General features: G+C 65.0%; 20 protein-coding genes. 5 read left to right on the plus strand and 15 right to left on the minus strand.

Features of this window, described 5'->3' with window-relative positions; genetic code table 11:
• The first annotated feature begins 10 nt into the window (after positions 1-10).
• Positions 11-1426, plus strand: a complete 1416-nt coding sequence (gene astD / locus HGI46_RS01310; protein ID WP_168902796.1) for a succinylglutamate-semialdehyde dehydrogenase — start codon at positions 11-13, stop codon at positions 1424-1426.
• A 3-nt stretch (positions 1427-1429) separates the two neighbouring features.
• Here astD and HGI46_RS01315 read toward each other — a convergent pair whose 3' ends face one another.
• Together HGI46_RS01315 and HGI46_RS01320 are read right to left on the minus strand one after the other, a co-directional pair.
• Positions 1430-1648 (minus strand): hypothetical protein, encoded by a 219-nt coding sequence (locus tag HGI46_RS01315; protein WP_118072231.1) that lies wholly within the window; start codon positions 1646-1648, stop codon positions 1430-1432.
• A 117-nt stretch (positions 1649-1765) separates the two neighbouring features.
• Positions 1766-2242 carry a glycine zipper 2TM domain-containing protein gene (locus HGI46_RS01320; RefSeq protein ID WP_168902797.1) on the minus strand — a complete coding sequence of 159 codons (477 nt, stop codon included), beginning with the start codon at positions 2240-2242 and terminating at the stop codon, positions 1766-1768.
• A gap of 205 nt (positions 2243-2447) precedes the next feature.
• Between HGI46_RS01320 and rarD the strand changes: the two genes are divergently transcribed.
• Positions 2448-3335, plus strand: a complete 888-nt coding sequence (gene rarD / locus HGI46_RS01325) for an EamA family transporter RarD (protein WP_168902798.1) — start codon at positions 2448-2450, stop codon at positions 3333-3335.
• Positions 3336-3337: 2 nt separating this feature from the next.
• Here rarD and pyrC read toward each other — a convergent pair whose 3' ends face one another.
• The gene (gene pyrC, locus HGI46_RS01330) at positions 3338-4369 is read right to left on the minus strand and encodes a dihydroorotase (RefSeq protein ID WP_168903099.1); all 1032 of its coding nucleotides are present in this window, start codon (positions 4367-4369) and stop codon (positions 3338-3340) included.
• A 57-nt stretch (positions 4370-4426) separates the two neighbouring features.
• Between pyrC and HGI46_RS01335 the strand changes: the two genes are divergently transcribed.
• Positions 4427-5161 carry a folate-binding protein YgfZ gene (locus tag HGI46_RS01335; protein ID WP_168902799.1) on the plus strand — a complete coding sequence of 245 codons (735 nt, stop codon included), beginning with the start codon at positions 4427-4429 and terminating at the stop codon, positions 5159-5161.
• On the opposite strand, the gene HGI46_RS01340 is transcribed toward HGI46_RS01335, so the two are convergent.
• The gene (locus HGI46_RS01340; protein ID WP_118072234.1) at positions 5145-5732 is read right to left on the minus strand and encodes a TetR family transcriptional regulator; all 588 of its coding nucleotides are present in this window, start codon (positions 5730-5732) and stop codon (positions 5145-5147) included. The two genes, HGI46_RS01335 and HGI46_RS01340, sit on opposite strands and share 17 nt — an antisense overlap.
• A 37-nt stretch (positions 5733-5769) precedes the next feature.
• On the opposite strand from HGI46_RS01340, the gene HGI46_RS01345 reads away from it, so the two are divergent.
• Positions 5770-6654 carry a metal-dependent hydrolase gene (locus tag HGI46_RS01345; RefSeq protein ID WP_168903100.1) on the plus strand — a complete coding sequence of 295 codons (885 nt, stop codon included), beginning with the start codon at positions 5770-5772 and terminating at the stop codon, positions 6652-6654.
• A 42-nt stretch (positions 6655-6696) separates the two neighbouring features.
• Here the strand turns inward: HGI46_RS01345 and HGI46_RS01350 are convergent, their stop codons facing one another.
• The 3 genes from HGI46_RS01350 to rplU form a co-directional block, all read right to left on the minus strand.
• Entirely contained in the window at positions 6697-7266 is a 570-nt protein-coding gene (locus HGI46_RS01350) for a GNAT family N-acetyltransferase (RefSeq protein ID WP_168902800.1), read from the minus strand.
• A gap of 234 nt (positions 7267-7500) precedes the next feature.
• Positions 7501-7770, minus strand: coding sequence for a 50S ribosomal protein L27 (rpmA, locus tag HGI46_RS01355; protein ID WP_084279130.1), 270 nt, complete (start codon positions 7768-7770; stop codon positions 7501-7503).
• Between the two features lie 28 nt (positions 7771-7798).
• A complete protein-coding gene (rplU, locus tag HGI46_RS01360; protein ID WP_011444588.1) occupies positions 7799-8095 on the minus strand; it encodes a 50S ribosomal protein L21 in 297 nt (98 codons plus the stop codon).
• Positions 8096-8352: 257 nt separating this feature from the next.
• On the opposite strand from rplU, the gene HGI46_RS01365 reads away from it, so the two are divergent.
• Positions 8353-8922 carry a hypothetical protein gene (locus HGI46_RS01365; RefSeq protein WP_206065468.1) on the plus strand — a complete coding sequence of 190 codons (570 nt, stop codon included), beginning with the start codon at positions 8353-8355 and terminating at the stop codon, positions 8920-8922.
• 50 nt (positions 8923-8972) lie between these two features.
• On the opposite strand, the gene HGI46_RS01370 is transcribed toward HGI46_RS01365, so the two are convergent.
• The 8 genes from HGI46_RS01370 to thrC all read right to left on the minus strand — a co-directional run bounded on the left by HGI46_RS01370 (position 8973) and on the right by thrC (position 14622).
• Entirely contained in the window at positions 8973-9395 is a 423-nt protein-coding gene (locus tag HGI46_RS01370) for a hypothetical protein (protein ID WP_168902802.1), read from the minus strand.
• Between the two features lie 77 nt (positions 9396-9472).
• Entirely contained in the window at positions 9473-9919 is a 447-nt protein-coding gene (locus tag HGI46_RS01375; RefSeq protein WP_118072237.1) for a molybdenum cofactor biosynthesis protein MoaE, read from the minus strand.
• Positions 9912-10148, minus strand: coding sequence for a MoaD/ThiS family protein (locus tag HGI46_RS01380; protein ID WP_118072238.1), 237 nt, complete (start codon positions 10146-10148; stop codon positions 9912-9914). The genes HGI46_RS01375 and HGI46_RS01380 overlap by 8 nt, the downstream gene beginning before the upstream one ends.
• A gap of 3 nt (positions 10149-10151) precedes the next feature.
• The gene (moaA, locus tag HGI46_RS01385; protein ID WP_118072239.1) at positions 10152-11156 is read right to left on the minus strand and encodes a GTP 3',8-cyclase MoaA; all 1005 of its coding nucleotides are present in this window, start codon (positions 11154-11156) and stop codon (positions 10152-10154) included.
• A complete protein-coding gene (locus tag HGI46_RS01390; protein ID WP_118072240.1) occupies positions 11153-11914 on the minus strand; it encodes an SDR family oxidoreductase in 762 nt (253 codons plus the stop codon). The genes moaA and HGI46_RS01390 overlap by 4 nt, the downstream gene beginning before the upstream one ends.
• A complete protein-coding gene (locus HGI46_RS01395; RefSeq protein WP_039332665.1) occupies positions 11911-12285 on the minus strand; it encodes a dihydroneopterin aldolase in 375 nt (124 codons plus the stop codon). The genes HGI46_RS01390 and HGI46_RS01395 overlap by 4 nt, the downstream gene beginning before the upstream one ends.
• A 53-nt stretch (positions 12286-12338) precedes the next feature.
• Positions 12339-13223 (minus strand): class I SAM-dependent methyltransferase, encoded by an 885-nt coding sequence (locus HGI46_RS01400; protein WP_168902803.1) that lies wholly within the window; start codon positions 13221-13223, stop codon positions 12339-12341.
• Entirely contained in the window at positions 13216-14622 is a 1407-nt protein-coding gene (gene thrC / locus HGI46_RS01405; RefSeq protein WP_168902804.1) for a threonine synthase, read from the minus strand. Before thrC ends, HGI46_RS01400 begins: the two co-directional genes overlap by 8 nt.
• Between the last annotated feature and the right edge of the window lie 31 nt (positions 14623-14653).

Here is a 14653-nt window from a genome sequence, read left to right on the forward strand (position 1 = left end):
AGGCAAATCCGTGGCAGCTGCCGAAATCGTCTCATTTGAACCAGCAACCGGCGCCGAAGTGTGGCGCGGCAAGATCGGCGATGTCGAAGAAGTCGTCGCGCGCGCACGCAGGGCGTGGCCGGCATGGGCAGCGCAGCCGCTGGCCACGCGCATCGAGCTGGTGCGCCGCTTCGCCAACGAAGTGCGCAAGGACGCCGACAAGCTGGCGACGATGATCTCGCGCGAGACGGGCAAGCCCTTGTGGGAAGCGCGCACCGAGGTCGAGAGCGTCGTCAACAAGGTCGAGATCTCGATCCGTGCCTATGCCGACCGCACGTCGCAGCGCAAGCTGGACAGCGCGCTGCAGGGCACCGCGGCGCTGCGGCATAAGCCGCATGGCGTGTTGGCGGTGCTGGGCCCCTACAACTTCCCAGCACACCTGCCCAACGGCCACATCGTGCCGGCGCTGATTGCGGGCAATGCCGTGGTGTTCAAGCCTTCGGAGAAGACCCCGGCGACGGGTGAACTGCTGGCGCAGTGCTTCCACCGGGCCGGTATATCGGCGGCAGTGGTGCAGGTGCTGATCGGCGGTCCGGCCGAGGGGCAGGCGCTGGTCGCCCATGACGGGATCGACGGCGTGCTGTTCACCGGCTCTGCCCACGCCGGCATCGCGATCAACCGCAAGCTGGCCTCCAACCCCGGCAAGATCGTGGCGCTGGAGATGGGCGGCAACAACCCGATCGTGGTGTGGGATACGCCCAAGATCGAAGATACCGCGACGCTGATCGTGCAATCGGCATTCACCAGCGCCGGGCAGCGCTGCACGGCCGGGCGGCGCCTGATCGTCAAGTCCTCGATGTACGACGAGGTGGTGAGCCAGGTGAAGCATCTGGCCGACCGGATCATCGTCGGCGCGCCGTTTGACGAGCCGGCGCCATTCATGGGCCCGGTGATCGACAACCGCACGGCGGACGGGCTGACCGAGAGCTTCGTCTACCTGCTGTCGTCCGGCGGTCGGCCGATCAAGCACTTGGTCCGGCTGCAAGAGGGTCTGCCTTTTCTGAGCCCGGCGATCATCGACGTGACAGGTATGGCGGAGCGGCCTGACGTGGAACTGTTCGGCCCGCTGCTGCAGGTGGTGAAGGTCGACGATTTCGACGAGGCGATTGCCGAGGCGAACAACACACGGTTTGGTCTCTCGGCCTCGCTGATCGGCGGCAGTCCGCAGGATTACAACCGCTTCTGGGCCAATATCCGGGCGGGCGTGGTCAACTGGAACCGGCCGACCAACGGGGCGTCGTCTGCCGCGCCGTTCGGCGGCGTCGGACTTTCGGGCAATCACCGGCCGAGCGCCTATTACGCGGCGGACTATTGCGCCTATCCGGTCGCCTCGAGCGAGATGGACCAGCCACGCGCGAGCATCGGCGTGGGTCTGCGCAGCGAGTAGATTTCAGCTTTGCGGATCGGGGAGCGGCAGGGCCGGGTCGATCGGGCCACCGGGCACGATTGCGAGATTGCGCATGTTCTGCTGGCTGAGGTCGGGATCGACCATCAGTTGCCCTTCGAGCGCCTCGGTCATCACAGGGTCGAGCGGCGTCTTGTCCTGCTCGACCGGCGCAGAACTGCAGGCCGCGAGAATGAGTGTCAGAACGAGGCCAAGGCTGCGCATGGCGTTGAATTAGCGCGGCCTGGTTAAGAAAAAGGGAGCGCCCGACATCTGCGGAGCGCTCCCTTGCCGACCTTTCAGTGCGACCCGAAGGACGGTCAATTCCTCAGAAGGCCTGACTTAACGGCAGCGCGAGCCACCACGGTCAACCTCGCGGCCGAGCAGGGCGCCGCCGGCGGCACCGAGGATCGCGCCGAGAGTGCGGTCACCATAGTCACCGGCAACTTCACGGCCGAGCAGGGCGCCGGCTGCACCACCGATCAGGAGACCGGTCGTGCCGTTCGAACGGCGGCAGTAGTAGCGGCCGTCGTTGCCGCGCCAGACGCGAGTGTTGCGATAGACAGGGTCACCGTAATAGCGACGGTCGTTGCCGCGGTAGTAGTCGCGGTCGTAACCACGACCATAGTAGCGATCGCCGCGCCAGTCACGGTCGCGACGGCCATGTTCCCAGCTCTCGCCATTCCAGCCTTCATTCCACTGGGCGGCAACAGCGGTGTTCGCCTGAGCCTGCGGAAGAACTGCGGCGCTTGCCGGAACGGCAGCAGCGACGGTTGAAGCGGCAACCAGAGCCAGGGCGGTATTCTTCAGGTTGAACATGATCGTTCTCCTCACTTCGTTGAGGACCCGCACCGTTTGGAGTCTGGTCCTGTTGCTTCGTTGGTTAAGGTTTACGCCCGCCAACCTGAACGGAAAGCAACCAGAGCGTCAGATTTGAATTTTGCGGTGAAGCGATTGCGGTTGCCGATGAAACGACGGCCAAGCCGGGGTTGGCCCAGTCCAACATTGCTGGCAGGGACGCTGCATGAACGAATCCAGCACCTTGCGCCGGGGACTCACAGCCGCGCTGGCCGCTTATGTGATGTGGGGCTTGCTCCCGCTCTATTTTCGAGCGCTTCACGCGGTGCCGCCGTTGGAACTGGTGGGGTGGCGCGTGTTGTTCACGGTGCCGGTGTGCTTCGTGATCATCAGCTTTCGCAAGCAGTGGCCTGCTGTCAGGGCGGCGCTGACCAGCGGCCATGTTCTGGGCCTGCTGGTGCTGAGCGCGCTGCTGATCGGGTCGAACTGGCTGATCTTCGTGATCGCCATCAACAACGGACACGTTCTGGCGACGAGCCTTGGCTATTACATAAATCCGCTGATCAACGTGGTGCTTGGCACGGTCTTCCTCGGCGAGCGACTGTCGCGGGTGCAGTGGGCGGCAGTGGCGCTGGCGGGTGCGGGAATTGCCCTGCTGCTCGGCGGTGCGCTGGATACGCTGGCGGTTGCGCTGTCGCTGGCATTCACGTTTGCGTTCTACGGCTTCGTGCGAAAGAAGGCGCCGGTCGGCGCCGTGCCGGGGCTCACCATCGAAACGATGCTGCTGGTGCTGCCGGCTTTGGTCATCGTCTGGTTGGGCGCCATCTCGCCAGCCGGTTCAGCGCTGCTGATGGGCGGGCAGGAGACGCCGCTCTTGATCGCCTCGGGCGTGGCAACGGCGATTCCGTTGCTGCTCTTCGCCGTGGCAGCGCGCAGCCTGCCGCTCTCGACGCTGGGCTTCGTCCAGTTCCTGTCACCGACGCTCAGCTTCATCCTCGGGCTGACGGTATTCGGCGAATCGCTCGACACCACAAGGCTCGCCTGCTTCGCGCTGATCTGGTCGGCGATCGGGCTCTACAGTTGGGACATGCTGAAGCGGGCCCGTCAGCCCTGAAGTCAGGCCAGCCGCCATCCCAGGGTTTCGCCCGCATGGAACGGCACGATCAGCGTACCGTTGCAATCGAGCACTTCGGGGACTTCAACCCGCGCCTTTTCAAGCGTGATCGTGCTTTCGTTGGCGGGCATGCGATAGAACGCCGGACCGTTGAGCGAGGCGAAGGCCTCGAAACGGTCGAGCGCGCCTTCCTCGTCGAAAACAGTGACGTAGCTTTCGAGCGCGTAAGGCGCATTGAAGATGCCGGCACAGCCGCAGGCGGTTTCCTTGAGGTGCTTGGCGTGGGGCGCAGTGTCAGTGCCAAGGAACACGCGGTCACAACTGGACGTGGCCAATTTGCGCAGGGCGAGACGGTGCTTCTCGCGCTTGGCAACCGGCAGGCAGAACGCGTGGGGGCGGATGCCGCCAACGAGCATGGCGTTGCGGTTGATATGAAGGTGCTGCGGCGTGATCGTGGCGGCGACATTCGGCCCTGCCCCTTCGACGAACTGCGCAGCCTCTTCGGTGGTGATGTGTTCGAACACGATCCGCAGATTGGGCATGTCGGCGACAAGGCGCGTCAGCGTGCGTTCGATGAACACGGCTTCGCGATCGAATATGTCGACGTGGCTGTCGGTGACTTCGCCGTGAATCAGCAGCGGCATGCCGATACGCTGCATGACTTCCAGCACCGGGTAGATATTGCGAATGTCGGTTACGCCATGGGCCGATCCGGTGGTGGCGTGCGCGGGGTAAAGCTTGGCGGCGACGAACACGCCCTCGGCAAAGCCGCGTTCGACTTCAGCGGTGTCGGTCGAATCGGTGAGGTACAGCGTCATCAGCGGGGTGAAATCGCTGCCCGCCGGGAGCGCGGCGAGGATACGGTCGCGATAGGCGGCGACGCCGGCCACATCGGTCATCGGCGGGGAAAGGTTCGGCATGACGATGGCGCGGGCGAACTGACGCGCGGTATAGGGTGCGACGCCGACGAGCACGTCCCTGTCACGCAGGTGGGTGTGCCAATCGTCGGGGCGGCGGATTGTCAGAGTCGTCATCGGTGTTGTCGTAGCCATGGGGTTCCCCTTAGCCGGGGCGCATCCTATCTACCAGTCATGACCCGCTTGTTTGATCGTGCTCTCATCCGCCTTTCTCCGCTTGAGCCCGGCGAGGATGTTGCGGGATTCCTGCAGGGGCTTGTCACCAATGACGTGAAGGGCGCGCTGCCGGTGTGGACCGCGCTGCTGAGCCCGCAAGGCAAGGTGCTGTTCGACTTTATCGTCTGGGCCGATGGCGTGGACGGCCTGCTGATCGATTGCGAGGCGGCCAGTGCCGATGCGCTGGCCAAGCGGCTGACGCTGTACCGGCTGCGGCGCAAGATCGGGATCGAGCGGGCCGATTCGCTCGGCGTGTTCTGGGAAGATCATCCCGGCGATGGTGGCGCGGATGACCCCCGTCTGCGCGCGCTGGGTCAGCGGTGGATCGGGCCGGTGTCCGAGGCTGACGAAGCGGCAGACGACGCGTGGCGCGCGCACCGGCTCAAGCTGGGCGTGGCCGAGGGGCAGGCCGAGCTGGGCAGCGGCGAAGTGCTTTGGCTGGAGTGCAACGCGGTGGACCTCAACGGCGTGAGCTTCACCAAGGGTTGTTACGTGGGCCAGGAGAACACCGCGCGGATGAACTGGCGACAGAAGGTCAACCGCCGTCTGGTGGTTGTGCCGCTGAAGCAGTCAGACCTTGGGCGGCAGCGCGCGGCCTATCCGGAACTGGGCCTTGCCGTGGATCATCGGCGGGTGGAGGACATTCCAGCCGATCTGACGCCCGGCTGGATGGACCTTAATCCGCCTGAGTAGCCTGCTGCGCCGCGATTCCCTCGATCAACATCTGTTCGGCGCGATCGCGGGCGGCGGTGCGCGGCAGTTCCAGACCCTTGGCCAGCGGGCCGCCCATCAGGGCATCGCCCAGAGCCATGAGCGTCAGCGCCAGTGTGGTGCTGCGCTGCGCGTCCGAGCTGTATTCCTCAAGATCGACGACGAGATCGTGAATGGTTTCCACGATGGGGTCGAGCGCGTCTTCGTTGCCGGAGAGCAGCATCCACGAGGCCAGCGCTCCGGCGCCTTCACGGTCAAAGGCATCGAAGGTGAGGTCCACGACGTCGCGCGGCTTGCCGATGCCCGATCGGCTGGCGATCACCGCTTCGCGGATAGTCGCGCAGATCGTCTCGGCAAGGTGCTTGGCCAAGGCCTTCTGAAGGCCGGATGCGGAGCCGAAGTGATGCAGCAGGTTGGCGTGCGTGCGACCGATTCGCCCGGCGACAGCCTTGAGCGTGACAGCCTGTGGCCCCGCCTCCACCAGCAACGCACGCGCAGCTTCAAGCGCGGCCATGCGGCTTTCTTCGGGCGGAAGACGCTTCCTTATTGACATTGGTGTAAGCACGCCTAGATTACGGCTCATGACTGCCATGACCCCCACGATCGCCCTAGAGCGCACTACTGCGAACGGCAAGGCTGCGCCCACCCCTCCGGACCTGACGATCACGATACGCGACCGTCGCTTTGGCCGCAATGAGCCTGCGGGCCGGTGGTGGCTGGCTGGCGATCCCGTGGCGACAGCTTGGCACAATGCGCTGTCGGGCACGTTCCCCCGTGGCGAGGCCTTCTTCATCGAGGCGGTAAAGGCGCATCGTGATGGCGTTCCGCCGAAGCTCGAGGCCGAGATCCGGGCTTTCGTAAAGCAGGAAATCAATCACACGCGCGAGCATATCGCGTTCAACCGCCAAGCCGAGAACGCCGGTTACGACATGGCGCGGATCGACAAGCGCGTGGAGGAGCTGCTGGCGCTGACCAAGGACCGCCCGGTCATCCTCAATCTGGCGGCGACTATGGCGCTGGAGCATTACACCGCCATGATGGCGCACGAGTTCCTGGCCAACCCGGCACACTTTGCCGGCGCGGATAAGGAAGCGGCGGACATGTGGCGCTGGCACGCGATCGAGGAGATAGAGCACAAGGGCGTCGCCTATGACACCTGGCTTCATGCGACGCGAAGCTGGAGCCGTTGGAAGCGCTGGAAGGTCAAGAGCCTGATGATGGTGGTGGTGACCAAGAACTTCATCACCCACCGCGTCGAGGACACGCTGGATCTGCTGGCGCAGGACGGTCTGACCGGCGCGAAGTGGAAGTGGAAGCTGGCTGCCTACCTGTTGTGGAAGCCCGGCGTGATTCGCCGCATTTTCCCGGCTTGGCTGAGCTACTTCCTGCCGGGCTTCCACCCGTGGCAGCACGACGACCGCGCGCTGATCGGCAAGGCGGACAGCGAGTTTCCGGATGCGGTGATGCCGCGCTGAAGATCGAAGGGCTCCCCGTGGGGAGCCCTTTTTCGTTCCGGGTCAGGCGGCGCGTCGCATCGGCTCGAAGCCACCGTCCTCCGGGCCATCGCAATCGACCGGGGCGACCAGATCGATGACGTGGTGAACCGTGGGCGCAGGCTGGGTCCGCGCCGGGCTATGCCCCAGGCGAATCTCGCCAGTCGGCCGGAAGCCTGCCTTCTCCAGCACTCTTGCCGACGCCGGGTTGTCGGCAAAGTGGCGGGCGTTGACGCGGTGATGGCCGAGCGTGCGCGCGAGGGAGAGGACGCTGCGCACCGCTTCGGTGGCAAAGCCCCGACCCCAGTGTGCCTGCGCAACCCAGTATCCGAGCTCGGTCTCGCCCGATTCCTCGATCAGGCCGACGCAACCGATCAGGCGCGAACCGTGTGCGCCGGGCAGCGTTGCAAGGAAGTGCGGGTGATTGCCGCCCTGCGGAGCCGCAACGAAACGCTTGGCGTCGTCGGGGCCATAGGGCCATGGCGCGCGCGAGAGGTTGCGGACGACGGCCTCGTCATCGATCAGGGCATGGAGTTCGGCCCAGTCCTCCGGCCAGGCAGGCCGCAGGAACAGCCGTTCGCTGCGAATGAACATTTCAAGTCTCCTTCATCGGCCCCTCTGCCGACGCGCAGCTAAAACGCTGACGTGACAAAGGTATTGCGCCCTGCGCCGGATCGGAGCTCCAATGCGTCCGATTGCGAGGGAACGGTTTGCGTCCGAGGGAGACATGAAAAGAGGGAGATGGGCGGGGCCCTCTCCCTCTATCGGCCAGCTGCGAAGTGCTGGCGGGGCCACCCCATCGGGATGGCCCTTTGAATGACCATCCGGTTATTCAGCCGCTTCGGCCATAATGTCGACCGACACGTACTTGCGACCAAGCTTGCCAGCGTGGAAGCGTACGCGGCCTTCGCCGAGCGCGAACAGGGTGTGATCCTTGCCCATGCCGACGTTGGCGCCCGGGTACACGCGGGTACCGCGCTGGCGGATGATGATGTTGCCGCCGACCACTTCCTGGCCGCCGAACTTCTTCACGCCGAGGCGACGACCGGCTGAGTCGCGACCATTGCGCGAAGAGCCGCCTGCTTTCTTGTGTGCCATCTCAGATTACTCCGAATTCCGTTTACGCTCAGGCGACCGAGACGATGCGCAGCAGGGTCATCTGCTGGCGGTGACCGTTGCGGCGGCGATAGTTGTGGCGACGGCGCTTCTTGAACACGATCACCTTCTCCGACTTCGCCTGGGCGATGATCTCTGCCGAAACAGTGACCTTCGCGGCGTCAGCCAGCGAATCGCCTTCACCGGCGAGAAGCACTTCACCCAGCGTGATCTTGTCGCCGGCTTCGCCTGCCAGCTTCTCGACCGCGATCTTGTCTCCGGCGGCGACCCGATACTGCTTGCCGCCCGTGCGCACGATTGCGAACATCGTTCTGTGTATCCGTTCCAAAAGCCCGGTTGCCCGTGGCGATTCCAAATGAGGCGCCCAACGCCTGCGAATCGCTGACTGAGGGCAACATACCGATACCCCGCTGCTGCAGGGTCCCGGAAAGAGTGGCGCGGATAGTCAAACACGTGCCCGCTGTCAATGCCCGCAATCAATGGAGCCTGACAGCTTCGCGCCCAAAATCCGGCCGCTTGGCGCGCGGTCGCCAAGCAAGGCTGGCGAGCGCACGTGTCCATGCTATGGCGACATTCATGGCCCGCCACAAGACCTTGATCGCCCCCCGCACTACAGCCCCGCGTACTGCCGTTATTGCCGCGCTTGGCGCTGCAACGCTCCTGGGCGGATGCGCCGATCGCGACAAGTTTCCCTCGCTCGCCCGCAGACCCGCGGAGGACGCCTATCGCACTGCGCAGGCTACGCCGCCTGCTCCGCCCGCTCCGGCTATCATGTCCGAAGGCATGGCCAAGCGGCTGGCGGACCTGACAGCGCAAGCGCGCAACGCACATTCCGCATTCGAGGGTGGCCGGGCGTCGGCCACTCGCGCTGTCAGCGCGGCACGCGGCGCAGCGAAGGGCACAGAGAACTGGTCGGTGGCATCGCTGGCAGTGGCGCAGCTGGAATCGGCGCGGGCACGGGCGGGACTGCCGCTTGCCGATCTTGACCGGCTGGAGACAGAGGCAGGCAACCGGGCGGTGGACGGGTCCGACGCGGACCTCAAGGCCGTGCGCGAGGCGCGCGGCGAGGTGGAGGCGCTGGTGGCGAGCGAAACTGCAGTGATCGATTCGCTGCTTTCGCAACTCGCCGGATAGAAAAAGGGCGCCGCGCAGAGGCGCAGCGCCCTTCGGGGGGATTCACTGTTTCAGCGGACGGTCGCGACAATCACGGCGATGACCAGACCCCACACCGCGATCAACACTGGCAGGATGAGCACCTGCGCCATGGCCGAGCCGGCATCGAGCTTGCCCGAAAGGGTCTGGATGCCTTTGCGGCGGAAATCGTACCAGCCAAGCGCGTCCGGGTGCCGGTCCGCGCCGAGTTTGGTCCAAGCTGCGGGGATGCCGAAAGCACAGCCGATGAACAGCACGAATATCGTCATCGGGATGGCGAGTTCACCGTTGCCGAAGATCGAGGCCATCATCGTAATGAATGCGAGATAGCCGGCGGCCGAGACGGCATAGATCCCGCCGGGCAGGCCGAAGTTGCGATCGACGGTGGTATGGTGCGGCTGCGCGACGATGTCGGCGACATGCTCGATCCGGTCTGCGGCGATGTGCATGCTCATGGACTGGGCTCCTTTTGCTGGAGCCTTCATGCGCCCGTCGCGACCGCTATTCCTTGACGGGAATCAAATGGCGCTGGTCAAATGCGCCAACGGGAAATGTCTTCGTGGTCCTCCGGGCGGGGTTCGATCCAGCGCCAGCCCGAAGCTGTCTTTTCGCGTTTCCAGAACCACGATTCGCTCTTGAGGTGGTCCATGGCAAAGTCGGCCGCCGCGAAAGCGTCGCGGCGATGACGGGCGGCGGCACAGACGAGGACGATGGCATCGCCGGGATGCATCACGCCGCTGCGGTGAAGGATCAGCAGGCCTTCGACGGGCCAACGTCTTTCGGTTACGCGGGCCAGCTCTTCCATTCCGGGGAGAGTCATCGGCTCGTAGTGCTGGAGTTCGAGCGCCTCGACGCCACCCGAATCGCGGACCTGGCCGAGAAAGGTGACAATGCCGCCCGCGTTTGGGTGCTGCGCATTGAACGCCGCGATCTCGGCGGCCGGATCGAACGCCTCCAGCGAGAGGCGAACGTCAGCCACCGCTCACCGGCGGGAGGAAGGCGAGTTCGTCACCTTGGCCAAGGACAACGCCGCCGACATCGGTGAGGAGACGACCATTGAGCGCCATGCGGATTTTCTCGCCCAGCAACTGGACGGCGAGTGCAGGGTCAAGCCTGGCAAGGACCTGTTCGACAGGACCTGGCTCAACCGGCAGCTCCGCCGCACCGGCCACGTCTTCGAGCCGCCCCATGAACACCAGCTTTGCCATGGCTCAGCCGCCGGTCGTGGACATGTGACGCGACACTGCAGGCGCGCTGCCCGGCTTGTCGATCACGAAGGAATGACGTTCCTGCTTTTCACCCATGGCGCGGGCGAAGCATTCGGACAGTGCACCGTCGGGGTCATCGGAGCGCAGCGCGGCGCGCAGGTCCACGCGCCCTTCGCCGCCGAGGCACATGTAGAGCTGGCCGGTGGCGGTAACCCGAACCCGGTTGCACCCGGCGCAGAAGTTTCCGGTCAGAGGCGTGATGAAGCCCAAGCGGCCGCCGGTTTCGGCAATGTCGACATAGCGGGCGGGACCGCCTGAACGCGCATCGCTGTCAGTCAGGGTCCAGCGCTTCTCCAGATCGCGGCGAACGGCATCGAGCGGAAGATAGTGATCGAAGCGATCGCCCTCGACCTCACCCAGCGGCATGACTTCGATCAGGGTCATGTCGTGCCCGGCACTGTGCGCCCATTCGATCAACGAGGAAATCTCGGCCTCGTTGATGTCCTTGAGCGCGACGGCGTTGATCTTGACCTTGAGCCCGGCCTCCTTTGCGGCGGCGATGCCTTCGAGCACCTGCGGCAGCATGTCGCGGCGGGAGAGCCTGGCAAATGCCTCACGATCCAGCGTGTCGAGCGAGACGTTGATGCGCTTTACGCCGGCAGCGGCGAGCTCGTCGGCGTATTCCGTCAGCCGGGTGCCGTTTGTGGTAAGGGTGAGTTCGTCAAGTCCGTCACCGAGCTTGCGGCCCAGCGCGCGAACCAGTTCCATCATGTCGCGGCGGACCAGCGGCTCGCCCCCGGTCAGCCGAATCTTGCGGACGCCGCGGGCGATGAAGTGGAGCGAGAGACGGTGCAGCTCTTCGAGGCTGAGGACTTGGGCCTTGGGCAGGAACTCCATGCGCTCGGGCATGCAGTAGGCGCAGCGCAGATCACAGCGGTCAGTCACCGAAAGGCGAAGGTAGGTGATCCGGCGGGCGAACCGATCAATCAAAGGCGCTTGGCTGCTCACTTCTCGAGATATACGAAGTCGCGCGCGTAAGATTCAAGGGCCGCGCCGGCATCGACGAACAAAGTCTGTCCGGTGACCGATTTGGCACTGGCCAGGTAGTGCACGGCATCGGCGATTTCATCAGCGCCGGGCAGCCGCTTCAAGGGCATGATGTCCTCGAGCCGCCGCCATTGTTCGGCATCGTAATCCGCGGTCGGCAGAATCAGGCCCGGCGCAACGCCGTTGACTCGCACCTTGGGCGCCATGGCGCGGGCCATGGTCCGGACCGAGGCGTGGAGCGCCTGCTTTGACAGTGTGTAGCTGATCTGGTCCGGCACGGGATTGAGCACGCGCTGGTCAAGAATGTTGACCACCGAACCATCCCGCTCACCCAAGGCCTCGGCAAAGGCGCGGGTCAGCAGAAGAGGGGCGAACAGGTTCACCCGGAAATGCTGTTCAAGCGCTTCGGAGGTGATCGTCTCCGCGCGATCATCGTGGAACAGCGAAGCGCAGTTGACCAGAAGGTCTGGTGAGCGACCGGCAAGCGCGGTGACATCGGCCAAGAGGCTGGGCGGATAGGCCGGATCTTCGAGGTCCCCCGAAATGGGGTGGACCGCAGCACCAAGCCATTCAAGCTGGGCTTTGAACTCATTGTCAAACGTGGAAGGCCGGTGGGCGTGGAGCGCCAGATCCCAGCCCTCGCCCGCGAGCTTGCGGGCAATCGCGCCGCCGATCCGGCGCCATCCGCCGGTGACAAGCGCGAGGGGGCGCTGGCTCAAGCCTTGCGCTCGCGCTTCAGCGTGATCCCGATTTCCTCGCCGTTCTCGCTGATCGCCAGCTTCACGATCTTCACTTCCACCCACTGAACCCGGTCATCCTGCAACATCAGCGTTTCAATGATGTGGTCTGCCACGGCTTCGATCAGCTTGAAATGCACCCCCTTGGGCAAGCCATCGGTGGCCGCGAACTTGAGGTCCATGTAGTTCTTGCTGGCGGCAAGCGGGCAATCGGCAGTGTAGCGATCCTGATGCCTGAGCCCGACGCGCATGGTGATGCGCAGCGGCTGCGGGCGACCCGTCTCTTCCGAATAGATCCCGGTGAGGACATCGGTTTCGAGATTGGCGACTTCGAGGATCAGGCTATCGGACATGGGCGGGCTCTTTGGCACCGGCGTGGATGTGAGTCCATTGCGCCGGGTGGGATTCAGGTTTTCCAGCGGGCGAATATAGCCGTGGGCAAGTGCCGCCCGCCTTCGCCCTGTTCGCGGATGCACAGGTCGCCGTGCTCGATCGTGCCGGGCAGGTCCTTGAGCGCTTCGGCCAGCAGACCGGCGATGGCGAGGGAAGACATGCGCACGGCGTAGACGGTCAGAAACAAGAAGCGGCTGTCGGCGTCGAGCAGTTGCGCGCAGTCGCGGACTAGGCCGGGGAGGCTTTCCTCGAGCCGCCAGACTTCACCATCGGGACCGCGACCGAACTTGGGTGGATCGAGGATGATGCCATCGTAACGGCGACCGCGGCGGACTTCGCGGGCAGTGAACTTGGCGGCGTCGTCAATGATCCAGCGGACCGGGCGTTCGGCCATGCCTGACAATTGTGCATTGGCGCGGGCCTGGGCGACAGACTTCTTCGAGGCGTCGACGTGGGTGACCGGGCCGTAATTGGACAGCGCCAGCGTGCCGACGCCGGTGTAGCCGAAAAGGTTCAAAGTCTGCGCGTCAGGCTTGCCGGCAAGACGCTCGCCCATCCAGTCCCACACCGGGGCCATGTCCGGGAAGAAGCCGAGGTGGCGGAACGGCGTGCAGGAGGCGGTGAAGCGGACGTCGTTCCAGCCGAGCTCCCAGCCCTCGCGCGCGACCGGACGGTCGAACTGCCAGCGGCCGCCGCCGTCCTCGTCGGAGCCGGGGACGAACTCGGCGTCGGCGCGCCAGTCCGAAGTGCGCGGCGTCCACATCGCCTGCGGTTCGGGACGGATGAAGCGGTGCGGGCCATATTGCTCCAGCTTCCGACCGTGGCCGGAATCGAGCAGGGCGAAGTCCGCCCAGCCCTCGCCGACCATCAGCTTCGGCCGGAGATCGAGATCAGCCATGCTTGAGCGTCGCGCGCTCGGCGACGTAGGCAGCGACAGCGTCATACTCGCCGGGCAGGCGATCATAGCGCTCCTCACGCTCGAACAGGTCACCCACGCGAGAAGGCAGGCCGGGACGAACGCCGGTGGCACGCTCTACCGCGTCGACGAACTTGGCCGGGTGCGCTGTGGCGAGCGTGACGATCGGCACGCCGGCTGGGATGCCTCCCGCAACGCGGGCGGCGTGGAGGCCGATCGCGGTGTGCGGGTCCAGCACCTCGCCGCAAGCCTCATAGGCCCAGCGCATGGCGTTGGCCATCTGCCCGGCGTCGGCGCGCTCGGAGGTGAAAAGCTCGGCCGCCGATTCGCGCTGCGCGTTGGTCAGCTGCATCGCCTTGGTCGCTTCAAAATGCTTCATTTGACCGGCGAGCGCGGCGCCGTCGCGACCGCAGCCGTCGAACAGCAGGCGTTCGAAGTTCGACGAGACCTGGATGTCCATCGACGGGGCAGCGGTGGGGGTAACGGTGCTGGCAGAATAGTCGCCGTTCGACAGCGCACGGTGGAGGATGTCGTTGACGTTGGTGGCCACGATCAGGCGCTCGATCGGCAGGCCCATCTTCGCCGCAACATAGCCAGCGAACACGTCGCCGAAGTTGCCGGTCGGAACCGAGAACGCGACCTTGCGCTGCGGCGCGCCAAGCTGGAGCGCTGCGTAGAAGTAGTAGACCACCTGCGCCATCAGCCGCGCCCAGTTGATCGAGTTCACCGCAGCGATGCCAAAGCGGCTGGTCATCGCGGCATCGTTGAACATGCGCTTCACCATCGCTTGCGCGTCGTCGAAGCTGCCGTCGATGGCGATGTTGTGGACGTTAGGGGCAATGACCGTGGTCATCTGGCGACGCTGTACATCGGACACGCGGCCATGCGGGTGGAGCATGAAGATGTCGACCTTGGCGCGACCTGCCACCGCGTCAATGGCGGCAGAGCCGGTATCGCCCGAGGTGGCGCCGACAATGGTGATGTGCTCGTCACCGCGGGCGAGGAATTCCTCGAACAGCAGGCCGAGGAGCTGCAGCGCGACGTCCTTGAACGCCAGCGTGGGGCCGTGGAACAGTTCGAGCACCCACTGCGTCTCGTCCAGCTGCTTCAATGGCACGACGGCAGCGTGGGCGAAGCGACCATAGGCCTGCTCGCACAGTTGGAGCAGGCGCTCCGGCGTCAGGCAATCGCCGACAAAGGGCTGCATGATGGTCTGCGCCAGCTTGGCATAGGGCAGCCCGGCCATGGCGGCGATCTCGTCCGCGCTGAACTGCGGCCAGGTTTCGGGCACGTAGAGCCCGCCATCCGAAGCGAGGCCTGCGAGCGTGACGCCCTGAAAATCGAGCGAGGGTGCCTGCCCCCGGGTGCTGACGTACTTCATGGGTTTGCGCGGTTAGCGGCCAAGGGCGCAA

The organism is Novosphingobium sp. ERW19, assembly GCF_012641315.1.
Taxonomy (GTDB): Bacteria; Pseudomonadota; Alphaproteobacteria; order Sphingomonadales; family Sphingomonadaceae; genus Novosphingobium.